Origin of the sequence: Aeromonas simiae (assembly GCF_014892695.1) — a bacterium.
GTDB classification, from domain to species: domain Bacteria; phylum Pseudomonadota; class Gammaproteobacteria; order Enterobacterales; family Aeromonadaceae; genus Aeromonas; species Aeromonas simiae.
Map to the genome: position 1 here is coordinate 1,113,883 of NZ_CP040449.1, position 15,397 is coordinate 1,129,279.

14 protein-coding genes and 1 pseudogene are annotated in these 15,397 nt (G+C 64.1%); 8 read left to right on the top strand and 7 right to left on the bottom strand.

The features are described 5' to 3' along the window. The first annotated feature begins 4 nt into the window (after positions 1 to 4). The 7 genes from FE240_RS05235 to FE240_RS05265 all read left to right on the top strand — a co-directional run bounded on the left by FE240_RS05235 (position 5) and on the right by FE240_RS05265 (position 7,519). On the top strand, positions 5 to 442 hold the full coding sequence (locus FE240_RS05235; protein ID WP_193003660.1) for a DUF3306 domain-containing protein: 438 nt from the start codon (positions 5 to 7) through the stop codon (positions 440 to 442). A gap of 106 nt (positions 443 to 548) precedes the next feature. Continuing rightward, complete coding sequence (locus FE240_RS05240; RefSeq protein WP_226799010.1) at positions 549 to 2,216, top strand: 4Fe-4S binding protein; 1,668 nt, start codon at positions 549 to 551, stop codon at positions 2,214 to 2,216. A 9-nt stretch (positions 2,217 to 2,225) separates the two neighbouring features. Further along, positions 2,226 to 2,801: a TorD/DmsD family molecular chaperone gene (locus tag FE240_RS05245; RefSeq protein ID WP_193003661.1), complete on the top strand. Its 576-nt coding sequence runs from the start codon at positions 2,226 to 2,228 to the stop codon at positions 2,799 to 2,801. 28 nt (positions 2,802 to 2,829) lie between these two features. Then, on the top strand, positions 2,830 to 3,033 hold the full coding sequence (locus FE240_RS05250) for a twin-arginine translocation signal domain-containing protein (RefSeq protein ID WP_052449534.1): 204 nt from the start codon (positions 2,830 to 2,832) through the stop codon (positions 3,031 to 3,033). Positions 3,034 to 3,043: 10 nt separating this feature from the next. After that, the gene (locus FE240_RS05255) at positions 3,044 to 5,899 is read left to right on the top strand and encodes a formate dehydrogenase subunit alpha (protein ID WP_193003662.1); all 2,856 of its coding nucleotides are present in this window, start codon (positions 3,044 to 3,046) and stop codon (positions 5,897 to 5,899) included. A gap of 4 nt (positions 5,900 to 5,903) precedes the next feature. Beyond that, positions 5,904 to 6,545, top strand: a complete 642-nt coding sequence (fdh3B, locus tag FE240_RS05260) for a formate dehydrogenase FDH3 subunit beta (protein WP_042048815.1) — start codon at positions 5,904 to 5,906, stop codon at positions 6,543 to 6,545. Next, positions 6,542 to 7,519: a formate dehydrogenase subunit gamma gene (locus tag FE240_RS05265; RefSeq protein ID WP_193003663.1), complete on the top strand. Its 978-nt coding sequence runs from the start codon at positions 6,542 to 6,544 to the stop codon at positions 7,517 to 7,519. The genes fdh3B and FE240_RS05265 overlap by 4 nt, the downstream gene beginning before the upstream one ends. A 110-nt stretch (positions 7,520 to 7,629) precedes the next feature. Here the strand turns inward: FE240_RS05265 and FE240_RS05270 are convergent, their stop codons facing one another. Beyond that, positions 7,630 to 10,758, bottom strand: a complete 3,129-nt coding sequence (locus FE240_RS05270) for an efflux RND transporter permease subunit (RefSeq protein ID WP_193003664.1) — start codon at positions 10,756 to 10,758, stop codon at positions 7,630 to 7,632. A gap of 9 nt (positions 10,759 to 10,767) precedes the next feature. Continuing rightward, positions 10,768 to 11,970 (bottom strand): efflux RND transporter periplasmic adaptor subunit, encoded by a 1,203-nt coding sequence (locus FE240_RS05275; RefSeq protein WP_193003665.1) that lies wholly within the window; start codon positions 11,968 to 11,970, stop codon positions 10,768 to 10,770. 216 nt (positions 11,971 to 12,186) lie between these two features. On the opposite strand from FE240_RS05275, the gene FE240_RS05280 reads away from it, so the two are divergent. Continuing rightward, positions 12,187 to 12,579, top strand: a complete 393-nt coding sequence (locus FE240_RS05280) for an NUDIX hydrolase (RefSeq protein WP_193004458.1) — start codon at positions 12,187 to 12,189, stop codon at positions 12,577 to 12,579. Between the two features lie 57 nt (positions 12,580 to 12,636). On the opposite strand, the gene FE240_RS05285 is transcribed toward FE240_RS05280, so the two are convergent. The 5 genes and pseudogenes from FE240_RS05285 to FE240_RS05305 all read right to left on the bottom strand — a co-directional run bounded on the left by FE240_RS05285 (position 12,637) and on the right by FE240_RS05305 (position 15,362). Continuing rightward, the gene (locus FE240_RS05285) at positions 12,637 to 13,404 is read right to left on the bottom strand and encodes a helix-turn-helix transcriptional regulator (RefSeq protein ID WP_193003666.1); all 768 of its coding nucleotides are present in this window, start codon (positions 13,402 to 13,404) and stop codon (positions 12,637 to 12,639) included. Between the two features lie 2 nt (positions 13,405 to 13,406). Further along, positions 13,407 to 13,931 (bottom strand): YbhB/YbcL family Raf kinase inhibitor-like protein, encoded by a 525-nt coding sequence (locus FE240_RS05290; RefSeq protein WP_193003667.1) that lies wholly within the window; start codon positions 13,929 to 13,931, stop codon positions 13,407 to 13,409. Positions 13,932 to 14,051: 120 nt separating this feature from the next. Further along, complete coding sequence (gene xthA / locus FE240_RS05295; RefSeq protein ID WP_193003668.1) at positions 14,052 to 14,858, bottom strand: exodeoxyribonuclease III; 807 nt, start codon at positions 14,856 to 14,858, stop codon at positions 14,052 to 14,054. A gap of 64 nt (positions 14,859 to 14,922) precedes the next feature. Further along, positions 14,923 to 15,225, bottom strand: a pseudogene (locus FE240_RS05300) (ion channel); the annotation flags it as partial. Further along, positions 15,189 to 15,362: a hypothetical protein gene (locus FE240_RS05305; RefSeq protein ID WP_193004607.1), complete on the bottom strand. Its 174-nt coding sequence runs from the start codon at positions 15,360 to 15,362 to the stop codon at positions 15,189 to 15,191. The pseudogene FE240_RS05300 and the gene FE240_RS05305, both read right to left, overlap by 37 nt. Positions 15,363 to 15,397 lie beyond the last annotated feature (35 nt).

The following is a 15,397-nucleotide window of genomic DNA, read 5'->3' on the forward strand; positions in this document are numbered from 1 at the left end:
AGCCATGAGCGAGTTTCTGCGCCGCTGGTCGCAGCGCAAGCTCCATCCGATCGCCCCTGAACCCGAGCCGGTGGCCCCTGCGGAGCCGGTCTCGCCCGATAGCGGGATGGCGGCGCGGGTCAGTGGCATCGACGCGCTGCCTGAACATGCGGAGCCGGCCGTGCCCTCCTTGCCTGACAAAGAGACGCTGCGCGCCCTGTTTCGCCAACACAAGCCCGATGGGCTTGACGACTACACTCAGGACTTCGCCGCTCCCGAGCTACTCAGCGCCGAGCTGGTGGCCGGACTGCGTGGCTGGCTGGTCGAGCCCGTAGAAGAGGAGCAGAGCGAGAAAGCAGAGATAGTGGCGCATGACCCTGACGAGGATGGGGACATTTTGGTCTCAGTGGTGGGACAAAATGTCGCTTTTGATGAGGGTGATGAAGAGAGAAATGGATCCTGACTCCCTCTCTTGGATTTTTCTTCCCACCACCCTGGCCGGCTTATTGCTATTGCAAGCCCCCAATAAGCAACCGGTCCGAAGTAGTCCGGCTGCATGAGGAAACACTGTGAGCGTCGATAACAAGAACCTGTACGCGCGGGGCCAGGCCCTGCGCCTGACCGGACGGGCCGACAACCTGTTGCCGGTCACTGTCACCTACCACAGCCATGGCCGGCTGCTGCTGATCGGCCCCGAGGATCGGGTACGCCGGGCTGCCGTCCGCGCTCTGACCCATCCTGCGCTGCGCCTCACCCTGGCGGTGAGCGAGCAGCCGCGCCATCCCGATGCCAGCGATCTCGACGCTGTCTTTGGGGCAACCGCCCATCTGGAGACCCTCTTAGCTCGCTCCCCCAAGCTGCACGGCTATCTCGGCCAATACGGCCTGACGGTGCGTGGGCCCGAGGGGGAAGCGGTGGCGCTGGAGCGGGTCTGCTACGGCCCGGAGGGGCGCTTTGATCTGGTGCTCGATCTGGGTCAGACCGCGCTGCTGGCGCTGGAGCGCCCCCCCTTCGGTTATCGCCATCTGAGTGAAGATGACGAGCTGGACTGCGCCATCGCGGCGCTGGCCGAGCTGATGGGGGTGTTTGACAAGCCGCGCTACTTCAAGCTCGACAACGAGGCATGCGCCTTCACTGCCCGTGGTGTACCGGGGTGCCGGCGCTGCCTCGATCTCTGCCCGACCGATGCCCTGCGCGCCGATCAGGGCGAAATTCGTATCGACCCCTTCCTCTGCCAAGGGCTTGGCAGTTGTGCCAGCGCCTGCCCGACCGGCGCCATCAGCTATCAGCAGCCGAGCGCCGCGACCCAGGAAGATTACCTGTGGCGCCTGCTGGCCCGTTACCGCGAGGCAGGGGGAAGCCATCCCCATCTGCTGATCGCCGGCGAAGCCGAATGCGCCGCCTTCGATGCCGAGGCGCTGCCGGGCCACTGGTTGTTGCTGCCGGTTGAGGAGAGTGCCTCGGTCGGCATTGAGAGCTGGTTGGGCGCCCTGGCCGCCGGTGCGAGCCGGGTGAGCATTGCCCTGCACCCCGAGTGCGGCGCGACCACGCGCCAGGCGCTCGAGCGTGAGCTGGCCCTAGCCGCCCCCTTGCTGGAGGGGGCCGGCGTGGCCCAAGAGGCCATCAGCGTGTGGCAACCGGGGACGGCCCTGCCGGAAACCCTGGCCGAGCGCCCAGTTGCGCTGCCGGAGACCCCCAAGGGGAGTAAGCGCGAGCGGCTCTTTGCGGCTTTTGATGCCCTGCATGCCGCCCATGGCGGCGCCATGGCGGCGCTGGCGGTGCCGGCGGGCGCCCCCTATGGCGCCGTGCGCCTCAATAATGAGCAGGGGTGTACCCTCTGCATGGGCTGTGTGGCGGTCTGCCCGACCCGGGCGCTGCATGCCAGCCAGGGTGGCGCCGTGCCTGAGCTGCGCTTTACCGAGCAAGATTGTGTGCAGTGCGGCATGTGTGAGCAGGCCTGCCCGGAGCGGGTCATCACCTTGGCTCCGGGGCTGCAACCCGTGGCCGAGGCGCGTCGCGCCGATCGTTTGCTCAAGGCTGAAGAGGCCGCCTGCTGCATCCGCTGCGGCAAGCCGTTTGCCCCCGCCTCGCTGGTGCGGCGCATTCGCGAGAAGCTGGCCGGGCACAGCCATTTCCAAGGGGCGGCTGCCGAGCGGCTATTGATGTGTGAAGACTGCCGGGTGCGCGATGTGTTCGAGCCTCTGGTGGCCAATCCACTCGACCAGGTCAAGGTGTAAGGGGCCGCGATGAACGAAATGATGCGAAGTGAAATGTATGCCCTGCTGGCCAGCTTGTGGCGTGCGGCGCCCGCTGGCGAGGCGCTGGCCTGGTTGCGCGCCATTGAAGCCGAGCCGGGGCCGCTGGCCCGCGGGTTGGGGCTGGTGCAACTGGCGGCGAGCAGCCGCAGCGAGCAGGAGCTGGCCGAGGAGTATCAGGATCTCTTCATCGGCCTTGGGCGCGGTGAAATCGTGCCGTTTGCCTCCTGGTACCTGACCGGATCCCTGATGGAGCTGCCGCTGGCGGTGCTGCGCCGCGATCTGCTGCGGCTCGGCTTCGAGCGTCAGGAGGGGGTGTGCGAGCCCGAGGATCACCTGGCCGCCCTGTGCGAGGTGATGGCTATCCTGTGCGCTGAGGAGCATCCGGCGCGCAACGAATTTTTTGAGCGGCACCTGGCCCCTTGGGTGCAGGCGTGCTGCCGTGATCAACAGGCGGCCAAGAGCGCCGTCTTCTACCGGGCGGCCGGTGCGCTGGCCGACGATTTTTTCCAGCAGGAGCTGGCCCTGCGGCTGCCGTTTGGCGTGCCTAGGGTGGCGGCCTCCTGAGATGAACGAGAACAACAACGGAGAGTCCATGATGAGCGATGAGAAGCTGGAGAACCCCTCCCGCCGCCACCTGTTGAAGGGGGCGGGCATGGCCGTGGTGGCTGGCGCCGTGGTCGGCGTGGCCGGGCAGGCAGTGGCTGCCCAGGATGATGCGAACAAGGAACACGGTAATGGCTATCGCGAGAGCGATCACGTCAAGGCCTACTACCGTTCCCTGCGTGGCACAGAGTGAGGAGCGCCCGATGAAACTGACCAAACGTAATGACACGGCTCAGGGTGAGCAGGCCCAAGGGCTGACCCGCCGCTCCTTCATGATCAACTCAGGACTGGTGGCGGGCAGTGCGCTCGCCGCCGGCTGGATGGCGCCAGGCATGATGCGCCGCGCCGAGGCCAAGACGGTGCCCTTCGACGCGCCGGTCGAGGTGAAGCGCACCATCTGCTCCCACTGCTCGGTGGGCTGCGGCGTCTATGCCGAGGTGCAAAACGGGGTGTGGACCGGCCAAGAGCCAGCCTTCGATCACCCCTTCAACCTCGGCGGTCACTGCGCCAAGGGGGCGGCACTGCGTGAGCACGGCCACGGTGAGCGCCGTCTCAAGTACCCGATGAAGCTGGTGGGGGGCAAGTGGCAACGCCTGAGCTGGGAGCAGGCCATCGAAGAGGTGGGCAATGAGGTGCTGCGTCTTCGCAAGGAGTCTGGCCCTGACAGCGTCTACTGGCTCGGCTCGGCCAAGCACTCCAACGAGCAGGCCTACCTGTTTCGTAAGATGGCCTCCTTGTGGGGCACCAACAACGTGGATCACCAGGCGCGGATCTGCCACTCCACCACGGTGGCCGGTGTTGCCAACACCTGGGGCTATGGCGCCATGACCAACAGCCTCAACGACATGCACAACAGCAAGTCGATCATGTTCATCGGCTCCAACCCGGCCGAGGCCCACCCGGTCGCCATGCAGCACATCCTGCTGGCCAAAGAGCGCAACCGCTGCAAGATTTTGGTGGTTGACCCGCGCCGTACCCGCACCGCCGCCAAGGCGGACATGTACCTCTCCCTGCGTCCGGGCACCGACGTGGCCTTCATCTGGGGTCTGCTGTGGCACATCTTCCAAAACGGCTGGGAAGATAAAGAGTTCATCCGCACCCGCGTCTTTGGCATGGACGAGGTGCAAAAAGAGGTGGCGCGCTGGACCCCGGCCGAAGTGGAGCGGGTGACCGGTCTGAGTGAGCAGGAGGTCTACGGCGCTGCCAAGTTGCTCGCCGACAACCGCCCCGGCTGTGTGGTCTGGTGCATGGGGGGAACCCAGCACACTACCGGCAACAACAACACCCGTGCCTACTGCATCCTCGAGCTGGCGCTTGGCAACGTGGGCAAGAGCGGCGGCGGCACCAACATCTTCCGCGGCCACGACAACGTGCAGGGGGCCACTGACTTTGGCGTCACCTCCGACTCGCTGCCCGGCTACTACGGCCTGGAAGAGGGCTCTTGGAAGCACTGGGCCCGGGTATGGGACGTCGACTACGAGTGGCTCAAGGCGCGCTTTGACAACAAGGCCTACAACGGCAAGCTGCCGATGAACAACAACGGCATTCCGGTGTCGCGCTGGGTCGACGGGGTGCTGGAGAACGCCGATCTCATCGAGCAGGGCTCCAACATCCGCGCCATGTTCTACTGGGGCCATGCGGTCAACTCCCAGACCCGCGGCCCCGAGATGAAGAAGGCGATGCAAAAGCTCGACATGATGGTGATTGTCGATCCGTATCCGACCGTCGCGGCGGTGATGAACGATCGCACCGACGGCGTCTACTTGCTGCCGGCCACCACCCAGTTCGAAACCTATGGCTCGGTGACGGCCACCAACCGCTCCATGCAGTGGCGCGACAAGGTGGTCGAGCCCCTGTTCGAGTCCAAGGTCGACCACGAGATCATGTATCTGCTGAGCAAGAAGCTCGGCTTTGCCGACCAGCTGTTCAAGCACATCAAGGTGGAGAACAACCAGCCGCTGCTCGAGGACGTGGTGCGCGAATACAACCGCGGCATGTGGAGCGTAGGTTACACCGGCCAGAGCCCGGAGCGCCTCAAGGCGCACCAGCAGAACTGGCACACCTTCAACAAGACCAGCCTCAAGGCCGAAGGGGGCGCGGTCAGCGGCGAGGTATACGGTCTGCCATGGCCCTGCTGGGGCACCCCCGAGATGAAGCACCCGGGCAGCCACATCCTCTATGACACCACGCTGTCGGTGGCGGAGGGGGGCGGCGGATTCCGCGCCCGTTTCGGTATCGAGTATCAAGGGGTCTCCCTGCTGGCCGAAGACTCCTGGCCCAAGGGCAGTGAGGTGCAGGACGGCTATCCCGAGATCACCGCCGATCTGCTCAAACAGTTGGGCTGGTGGGATGAGCTGACCGAGGCCGAGAAGCAGGAGGCCGAGGGGCGCAACTGGAAGACCGACCTCTCCGGCGGTATTCAGCGGGTGGCCATCAAGCACGGCTTCGTGCCCTATGGTAACGCCAAGGCGCGCTGCGTGGTGTGGACCTTCCCGGATCAGGTGCCCAAGCACCGCGAGCCGCTTTATACCCCGCGCCGCGACTTGCTGGCGGATTACGCCACCTGGCCCGATGCCAAGAGCCTGTGGCGCCTGCCGACCCAGTACGCCTCGGTGCAGGCAAAGGATGTCAGCAAGGAGTTCCCCATCGTCCTCACCTCCGGTCGTCTGGTCGAGTACGAGGGGGGCGGCGACGAGACCCGCTCCAACCCCTGGCTGGCCGAGTTGCAGCAGGAGATGTTTGTCGAGATGAACCCGGCCGATGCCAACGACGTCGGGGTCAAGGATGGGCAGGACGTCTGGGTCGAGGGGCCGGAAGGGGGACGGGTCAAGGTGAAAGCGCTGGTCACCCCGCGGGTCAAACCGGGGCTTGCCTTCATGCCGTTCCACTTCGGTGGTCACTTCTCGGGGCAGGATCTGCGCTCCAAGTATCCGGAAGGGGCTGACCCTTATGTGCTGGGCGAGTCGGTCAACATCGTGACCACCTACGGCTATGACCCGGTGACCCAGATGCAGGAGACCAAGGTCACCCTGTGCCGTTTTCGCAAAGTAGGAGCCTGAAACCATGGCCAAGATGAAATTTCTGTGTGACACCAAGCGCTGCATCGAGTGCAACGGCTGCGTGACTGCCTGCAAGAACGAAAACGACGATGCCCTCGAGTGGGGCATCCAGCGCCGCCGGGTGGTGACCCTCAACGACGGCAAGCCCGGCGAGACCTCCATCTCGGTGGCATGCATGCATTGCACCGATGCCCCCTGCATGGCGGTCTGTCCGGCCGACTGCTTCTACCAGACCGACGACGGCATCGTGCTGCACAACAAGGATCTCTGCATCGGTTGTGGCTACTGCCTGTTTGCCTGCCCGTTTGGCGCCCCCCAGTTTCCCAAGCACGGGGCGTTCGGCGAGCGCGGCAAGATGGACAAGTGCACCTTCTGCGCCGGTGGCCCGGAGGAAGATCACAGCGAGGCGGAGCGCAAAAAGTACGGCGCCAACCGCATTGCCGAAGGCAAGCTGCCCATGTGTGCCGAGCTGTGCTCCACCAAGGCGCTGCTGGCCGGCGATGCGGCCATGATCTCCGACATCTACCGTGAGCGGGTGGCTTGGCGCGGTGCGCCCCATGCCGGCTGGGCCGGTGAAGACGAGCTGTTCCACGAAGCGGGCAAGGGCAAGCAACTGCGGCTTGGCAAGCAGGGAGAGGCGCAATGAAAAGCTGGCTGAAGGCGCTGCTGACCGCCTTGTTGCTGGTGAGTTCGCCTGTCTTTGCCGATGCCAAGCAGGAGGCGGTCGGCTTTGCCGGCGCCGACTACTGGCGAGCGGTGAAAGATGGACAGGCGGGCACCACCACCTCCCGCTCGCCTGAGCATGAGGTGCTGATCTCGGTGCCGGGCCAGGTGTGGTTCGAGGTCAAGACCAAGTGGGTCTCTCCGCTGGGGGCCATGGCCATCTTTGGCTCCCTGGGCATGTGCGGGCTCTTCTACCTGCTGGTGGGGCAGACCAAGCTCTCCAAACCACGCACCGGGCGCAAGCTCAAGCGCTGGAGCCGGGTAGACAGGGCGCTGCACTGGACCACGGCCACCATGTTCCTGACCCTGGCGGGGTCAGGGCTGGCCATCATCTACGGCAAGTACTTCATCAAGCCGGTGGTGAGCATCGAGGTGTGGAAGCACTGGATCTGGTTTGCCAAGGTGTTCCACAACTACGTGGGGCCGCTGTTCTTCCTCTGCCTGCTCGGCGTGCTCATCAAGTGGTTCCGCCACAACATCGTCAACATGGTGGATGTGCAGTGGTTCCTGAAGGCGGGCGGCATGTTGGGCAAGCACAAGGGGAGCCACCCCTCGGCGGGCTTCTCCAACGGCGGTGAGAAGGCCATCTTCTGGCTGCTGATCTGGTTTGGTGGCATCGTCGTGGCGACCGGGCTGTTTCTGGACTTCCCCATCTTCGGCCAACTGCGCCGCCAGATGGAGTGGGCCAGCTTCATCCACATCGTCGGGGCCCTGATCCTCATCTGCGGTTTCATCTTCCATATCTATATGGGCCTATTCCAGCTGGAAGGGGCGCTGGAGGGGATGGTGACCGGCGAGGTGGACGAGACCTGGGCCAAGGAGCACCACGATCTCTGGTATGAAGAGGTCAAGCACACCCTCGAGCCGCCAGTGGTCGGGGAGCCGAAAAAGCAGTGAAACAGGGGCGCCTTCGGGCGCCCTTGTTGTTGATGGGGAATGCGTGTTTCTGGGTGGGCCCAAGCAGCAAGAAGGAAAAAAACGGCGACTCTTGGGTCGCCGTTTTACTCTCACGCCTGGTGGCGCTGCTGGGCTTTTTTCCGCTGCTCTGAGCCGCGCATGATGAGGCGAAAGAAGAGCGGAATGAAGAAGATGGCGATGAAGGTCGCCGCCAGCATGCCGCCGATGACCGGCCAGCCGAGGGCGTGGCGGCTCGCCGCACCCGCGCCGCTCGAGGTGACCAGCGGCACACAGCCGAGGATAAACGCCAGCGAGGTCATGACGATGGGGCGAAAACGCAGGCGCGCCGCCTCCAGAGCCGACTCGATGAGGCTCATCCCCTCTTCGTGCTTCATCACCGCAAACTCCACGATGAGGATGGCGTTCTTGGCCGCAAGCCCCACCAGGGTCACCAGCCCTATCTGGAAGTAGACGTTGTTGCTAAGCCCCACGGCCCAAGTGGCAAGCAGGGCACCAAACAGGGCGAACGGCACGGCGGTGATCACCGCAAATGGCAGAGTCCAGCGTTCGTACTGGGCGGCCAGGATGAGGAAGATCATCACGATGCCAAAGCCAAATGCGGTGCCTGCACTGCCGGCGGCGGCCTTCTCCTGATAGGCGGCCCCGGTCCATTCCAGCTTGGCGTCGTTGCCGAGGGTCTCGGCGGCGACCGCCTCGAGGGCGGCAATCGCCTGACCCGAGCTGTAGCCCGGTGCCGGCTGGGCCATGATCTTGGCCGCCGGGAAGATGTTGAAACGCTCGACCAGCTCGGGGCCGCTGGCGTCGCGCACCGTCACTAGACTGCTCAGTGGGATCATCTCACCGCTGTTGGAGCGCACGTAGATGTTGCTGATGTCGCTCTTCTTCGCCCGGTAGTCGGCTTCGGATTGTAACTGCACCCGGTAGGTACGGCCGAACTGGTTGAAGTCGTTGACATAGACCTGGCCGAAGGTGGCCTGCATGGTGTCGAACACCGCGTTGATGGGCAGCCCCAGCGCCTTGGCCTTCTCGCGGTCGAGATCGAGATAGACCTGCGGCACGTTGGCGCGGTAGGTGCTGGTGACGCTGGTCAGCTCGGGCCGCTGCTTGGTGGCATCGAGCAGGCGCTGCACTTCGCCGGCAAAGGCGTGGGCATCGCCGTTGCCACGGTTTTGCAGATAGCCCTCAAGGCCGCCGGTGGTCGACATCCCCTGGATGGGGGGCGGGTTGAAGGAGGCGACAAAGCCATCGGCCAGCCCCATCAGGCTGTAGCCTTGCAAGGTCTTGGCCAGGGAGAAGGAGTCGGCCCCCTGCTGCTGGCGCTGCTTCCAATCCTTGAGGGTGATGAAGGTGAGGCCGCTGTTGCTGATGACGGCGCTCGAGAGGATGTCAAAGCCTGAGAAGGTAATGACGTCCTGCACGTTGGGGTTGGCCATCACCATCTTGTCGAACTGATCCGCCACCGCCTGGGTGCGGGTGAGGGCGGCTGCATCGGGCAGCATCACCGCCGAGATGAGGTAGCCCTGATCTTCGTTCGGCACCAGCTCCCCCGGCACCTTCAGCAGCAGGCCGTAGATGGAGAGGACGATGACGGCGATGATGGCAAACGCCACCGCGACCCGGCGGTTGAGGAAGGCCACCCCGCGCACGTAGCGGCGGGTGAGCCGATCGAAGAGATGGTTGAACCAGACGAAGAAGCGGGCCGGTTGCTGATGGCCCTCTTTTAGCAGCACGGCGCACAGGGCCGGTGACAGGGTCAGGGCCACCAAGCCCGAGATGGCCACCGATACGGCGACCGTGATGGCGAACTGCTTGTACATCACCCCTGTCATGCCGCCCATGAAGGCGACCGGCAGGAACACGGCGCACAGCACCAGCACGATAGCCACCACGGGGCCGGAGACCTCCTGCATGGCGAGAATGGCGGCCTCCTTGGGTGAGCACTTCTTCTCGCTCATGATCCGCTCGACGTTCTCCAGCACCACGATGGCGTCATCGACCACGATACCGATGGCGAGCACCATGCCAAACAGGGTCAGCAGGTTGATGGAGAAGCCCAGCATCAACATGCCGGCGAAGGTGCCGATGAGTGACACCGGCACCGCGATGCAGGGGATCAGGGTGGCCCGCAAGTTCTGTAAGAAGAGGTAGACCACGATGAACACCAGCACGATCGCCTCGAACAGGGTGTGCACCACCTCCTCGATGGAGATCTTCACAAACTCGGTGGTGTCGTAGGGGATCTGGTACTCGATGTCTTGGGGAAAGCGCTCCTTGAGGCGCTCCATGGTGGCGTGCACCGCCTCGGCCACCGCCACGGCGTTGGCCCCCGGTTGCAGGTAGGTGGCGATCCCGATGGCAGGCTTGCCGTTGGCCCTGGCGATGACGTCATAGTCCTTGCCACCCAGCTCGACCCGCGCCACGTCGCGTACCCGGATCTTGGCGCCGTCGTGCATGGCGCGCACTATGATGTTTTCGAACTCTTTGACCTCCTCAAGGCGCCCCTTGGTCTGCACCGTATAGGTAAAATCCACCGGGGCCGAGGTGGGCTGGGCGCCGATCTTGCCTGCCGCAAACTGGGTGTTCTGCTCGCGGATGGCGCTAATCACGTCGCTTGGGGTGAGTTGCAGTTGGGCCAGCCGATCTGGCCGCAGCCAGACGCGCATGGCGTAGTCGGTACCGCCGAACAGGTTGGTGTCCCCGATGCCGGGGATGCGCTTGAGCTCGTCGATGATGTTGAGCAGGGCGTAGTTCGACAGATAGGTGGTATCAAACGATCCGCCGGGCGATTGCAGGGTCACCACCTGCAAGATGGAGGTCGATTTCTTCTTGACCGTCACCCCCTGCATTTTCACCTCTTCCGGTAGCTGGGCCATGGCGGCCGAGACCCGGTTGTTGACGTTGATGGTGGCCTGATCCGGATCTGTGCCTATCTCGAAGTAGACGTTGAGGTTCATCTGGCCGTTGGAGGCCGATCCCGACTGCATGTAGAGCATCCGCTCCACGCCGTTAATCTGCTGCTCGAGCGGCGCCGCCACGGTCTGAGAGATCACCTCAGGGGTCGCGCCGGGATAGAAGGCGGTCACCGACACCACGGGTGGGGTGATCTGGGGATACTGCTCGATGGGGAGCGAGCGCATGGCCGCAAAACCGCCCAGCACGATGATGATCGAAATCACGCTGGCGAAGATGGGGCGCTCGATGAAGAACTTGGAAAACATGGCGGCTCCTTATTGACCGGCTGCGCCCTTGACCACTTGCTCACTGATGGCCTGCATCTGCTCGGCGCTGACTGGCTTGACCACGGCGCCGGGACGGGCCTTCATCAACCCCTCGACGATGTAGCGATCGCCCGGCTTCAGCCCGCTGTCGATCAGCACCCCCTTGTCGATCACGGCGCCGAGCTTGACCGGGCGCGGCACCACCTTGTTGTCGGCATCCACCACCATCACCATGCGATCGGCCTGGGATTGCACGACGGCGCGCTGGGGCACCACGATGGCGTTTTTGCGCATCCCGAGATCGATGGTCATGCGCACGAACTGGCCCGGCAGCAGGCTGCCGTCTTTATTGTCGAAGATGGCGCGGGCGCGGATGGTGCCGGTCTGGGGATCGACCCGGTTATCGGAGAAGTTGAGCTTGCCCGCCTCCGGGTAGAGGGAGCCGTCGGCGAGGCGAATATGGGTGCGCCAGTTGGTGGCATCCATCGCCTCCAGTCGGCCGCTTTTGACCGATTTTTCAAAGTTGAGGCGGTCTTGCTCCGAGTAGGAGAAGTTGACGTAGAGGGGGTTGTACTGGGTGATGGTGGTGAGCAGGCTGCTGTCACCGCTGGTGGAGATGAGGCTCCCCTCGGATTGGGAACTCTTGCTGGCCATGCCGTCGATGGGGGCGGTCACCTCGGTGTAGCTCAAGTTGAGCTCGGCCTCTTTCACCTTGGCCTGAGCCGACTGGTGGCTGGCCACGGCGGCTTCGTAGTTGGCGATGGCGTCGTCATAATCCTTGCGGCTCACCACCTGCTTCTTGAACAGGGGGATGATGCGATCCCGGTCGGCACGGGCCTTGTTGAGGCGGGCCATCTCTTGGGCCAGCACCCCCTTGGCCTGCTCCAGCGCCACCTTGTAAGGTTCGGGATCGATGAGAAACAGCTCCTGCCCAGCGCTGACCGGTTGCCCCTCCACATAGGTACGCTTGAGCAAGATGCCGCCCACCCGTGAACGCACCTCGATCTCGCGATAGCCGGCGGTCTCGCCGACCATTTCTGTGGTCAGCGGCACGTCGCCGGCCTGGGCGGTTTCCACCACCACGGGCATCGGCGGCAGGCTCTGGGCGGCATCGCCCTTCTCCCCGCCACAGGCGCCAAGCAGACCACCAAGAACGGCGGCGAGGGTGCCCCTGGTCAGATAGTTGAACTCTCTCGTTGTAGAACGGATCATGTCGCTCCCCTTTGAATGGCAGTCCTCACCCTGGCCTGCGGATTGTTATCGTTGTCATCCTGCCCTGAAGGGCAGGATGAATTATGGTATTGCGCAAAGTTGAACAGGGGCTGTTGCGATCAAAAAAACCTGCCTTGTAGCATGGATTTTCAATCGGAGCTGCCTAAAGTCGTCGCCGGTATGATGGCGACCCCCTGACAGAAGGAGAACAAGGTGTTGATCGACAAACTGGCCTGGTTGCGTATTGAAAAGGGACGAGTGCTGTGTGCCCGCTCCCACGGCAAGCACCTCTACTACCTTCCCGGCGGCAAGCGTGAGCCGGGTGAGAGTGACGAGGCGGCGCTGCGCCGCGAGGTGCAAGAGGAGTTAACCGTGAGCCTGGTGGATGGCACCCTTCGGCCCGCAGGCTGCTTTGAGGCTCAGGCCGATGGCAAGGCTGATGGGGTGGTGGTGCGCCTCACCTGTTATGAGGCCGATTATGGTGGCACCTTGCAACCGGCTGCCGAGATTGCCGAGCTGGCCTGGCTCGGAGTGGATGATCTGGCGCGCTGCTCGGCCGCGGCCCGGGTCGTGATCGAGGCGCTGGCACGCGAGGGGCGGCTTGCCTGAGGCTGGCTGCCGCAAACATCGGGTGGTGACACGAGAAGGGACCTGCGGGTCCCTTTGTTATTGCGGGCAGGTGTGGAGGTACTCCTGCGGCGTCAGCCCGAAGTGGCCGCGAAAGCGATCGGCGAAGCGGCGCACCGAGCGGTAGCCACAGGCGAGCGCCACTTCGCGGGGAGGCAGCCGTTGTTGTAGCAGCGTCAGGGCATGGCTCATGCGCACCCGGGCCAACAGCTCGGCAAAGGCTACCCCTTCGGCGGCCAGGTGGCGGGTCAGGGTGGCCCGGCTCATGGCCAGATGGGGGGCCAGGGTCGCCAGGGTGTGCTCGGCGCCGGGCTCCTGAGCTATCAGATCGGCCAGTCGCTGTGAGAGCGCCATGGCGCTACCGGGAAAGAGCAGGGAGAGCGCCCCCATGGCGCGCAGCTCGGCATAGAGGGAGGTGACCTGCGCCTCGGCGCTCTCCCGGCACAGGGAAACCTCACTCATCTCGGCGACCCGCTCGAAACACCAGGTGAGGGCCGGGGTGGTCGTGAGGCAGGGGCGAGCCGCGGGCGCGGGGCCATCAGAGCACCACGCCTGCGGAGGGGGGAGGTGCAGGCTCAACGCCCGTGAGGCAAAGCCGTCACCCCCCGGCTGATTGAGAAAGGTGAGGCGGCTGCCGGCGGGCACCGCCAGCCACTGATCGCCCGTCAGCACCAGTGCTTGCTCTTGCCACCAGAGGCGTTTTTCCCCCTTGTCGATGCGGATCAGGGTGGCGGCCGGCAGGAAAACATTGCGCAGCCCTTGCGGCAAGCGGGCCTGGTAGCGGGTCAGCCGGGCGGGTGGGGTCATCGTTAGCGGCTCGTGTAGGTGGCGGTCAGGCTGGCGCTGGCCAGGGCGCTCTGGTTGAGCTGAAAACCGATCATGGCAGCCGGCGTGTCGGCCTTCACCGAGAGGGGGCCGGGCAGGGCCCACAGGGTGAAGCGGTAGCGGTGCATGCCGTGTCCCTTGGGCGGGCAGGGGCCGCCATAGCCTGTAAGGCCAAAATCGGTGCGGGTCTCGAGACCGGCCTTGAGCTGCCCCGAAGCGCCGCGTGCCAGGCCGCTTTCGCTGACGGGCAGATTGACCACGATCCAGTGCCACCAGCCACTGCCGGTGGGGGCGTCCGGATCATAGGCGGTGATGGCAAGGCGCTGAGTGCCGGCCGGTAAATCACGCCAGTTCAGGGCAGGGGAGCGGTTGTCGCCGTGACAGCCAAAACCGTTGTAGACGAAGGTGTCGGCCATGGGGCTGCCTTCGCTGAGATCGGGACTGGTGAGCTCTAAAGCCGAGACGGGCAGGGTGGCGAGCAGAGAGAGGGTGAGCAGGGTCGGTTTCATGGCCTTCTCCTTCCGGTGACGATGTGCGGCCAGTATAGGGCGTCATGCAGGGAGAAGATGGACATATCGGCTCAACAAGGCACGAAGAGAGCGCCAAGATGAGCCGATATGTCAGAGCGATCAGGAGAAGGTGGCCCAGATCGGCGCGTGATCGGAGGGTTTTTCGATGCCGCGCAGCTCGTAGTCGATCCCCACCTCGGTCACCGAGTCTTTCAATGCGTCGGAGGCGAGGATCAGATCGATGCGCAGGCCCCGGTTGTCATCAAAGCCGCGCGAGCGGTAGTCGAACCAGGAGAAGCGCTCACTCTCGTCGGGGTGGGCGGCGCGGAAGGTGTCGGTCAGTCCCCAGCCGAGCAGGCGGGCCAGCCATTCACGCTCGATGGGCAGGAAGGAGCACTTGCCCTCTTTCAGCCAGCGCTTGCGGTTGGCCTCGCCGATGCCGATGTCGCGATCGGTGGGGGAGATGTTCATGTCGCCGATGATCACCAGCTGCTCGCTCGGGTTATGGTGGGTCTCAAGGTAGGCTTGCAGATCGGCATAGAACTTGGTCTTGGCCGGGAACTTGGTCTCATGGGCCTGGTTCTCCCCTTGCGGGAAGTAGCCGTTCATCACCTTGATGATGGCGCCGTCGGCGCGCTGGAAGCTGGCCATGATCATGCGGCGCTGGGCCTCTTCGTCATCACCGGGAAAGCCTTTTTCCACCGAGAGCGGCGCTTGCTTGCTCAAGATGGCGACCCCGTAGTGGGCCTTCTGGCCGTGGAAGGCGACATGGTAGCCCATCGCCTCCACCGCTTCGCGCGGGAAGGCCTCGTCGTGCACCTTGATCTCCTGCAGGCCGATGATGTCCGGCTGATGCTTGTCGATGATGGCTTGCAACTGGTGAAGGCGGGCACGCAGGCCATTGATATTGAAAGAGACGATCTTCATTGTCCGGATGCTCATGTCGTTGTTTTCGGGTATTGGACTAGGAATCGGCCGCCGATGCAAGGCATCAGCGGGTCATCTTCTTGACGAACACCACCACAAACAGGGGCAGGGTGAAACTGCCGGTGAAGGCCTCCAGCGCCGCAAACAGCCGTGAGATCCCGACCGGGGTGAAATCCCCATACCCCAGGGTGGTGAAGGTGACCACGCTGTAGTAGAGACACTCGAGCAGGAAGATGAGGTTGTCGTGCAGCGAAGCGTCAGGCCGGTAGATCAGGGGCTCGCCTGCAAAGCTCAGGCCGAAGAAGAAATAGAAGACGGCGCTGCAGGCGATCATGATGAGGGAGAAGAGCACGACCCGATGCGGCGCACAAACGGCTCCAGGGCTTGCGCCGTCTCTTCGCTCTGCTTGTCGCTTTTGGGGTCGTGCCAGTGACACAGGCCATCGGGGCCGGCTGGCTCGCGGCACTGGCGGCCGTCGCTCACCAGATAGTGGCAGTGGGACATGGGAAAGACCTCGGGCGGGGAAACCGCCTAGAGGA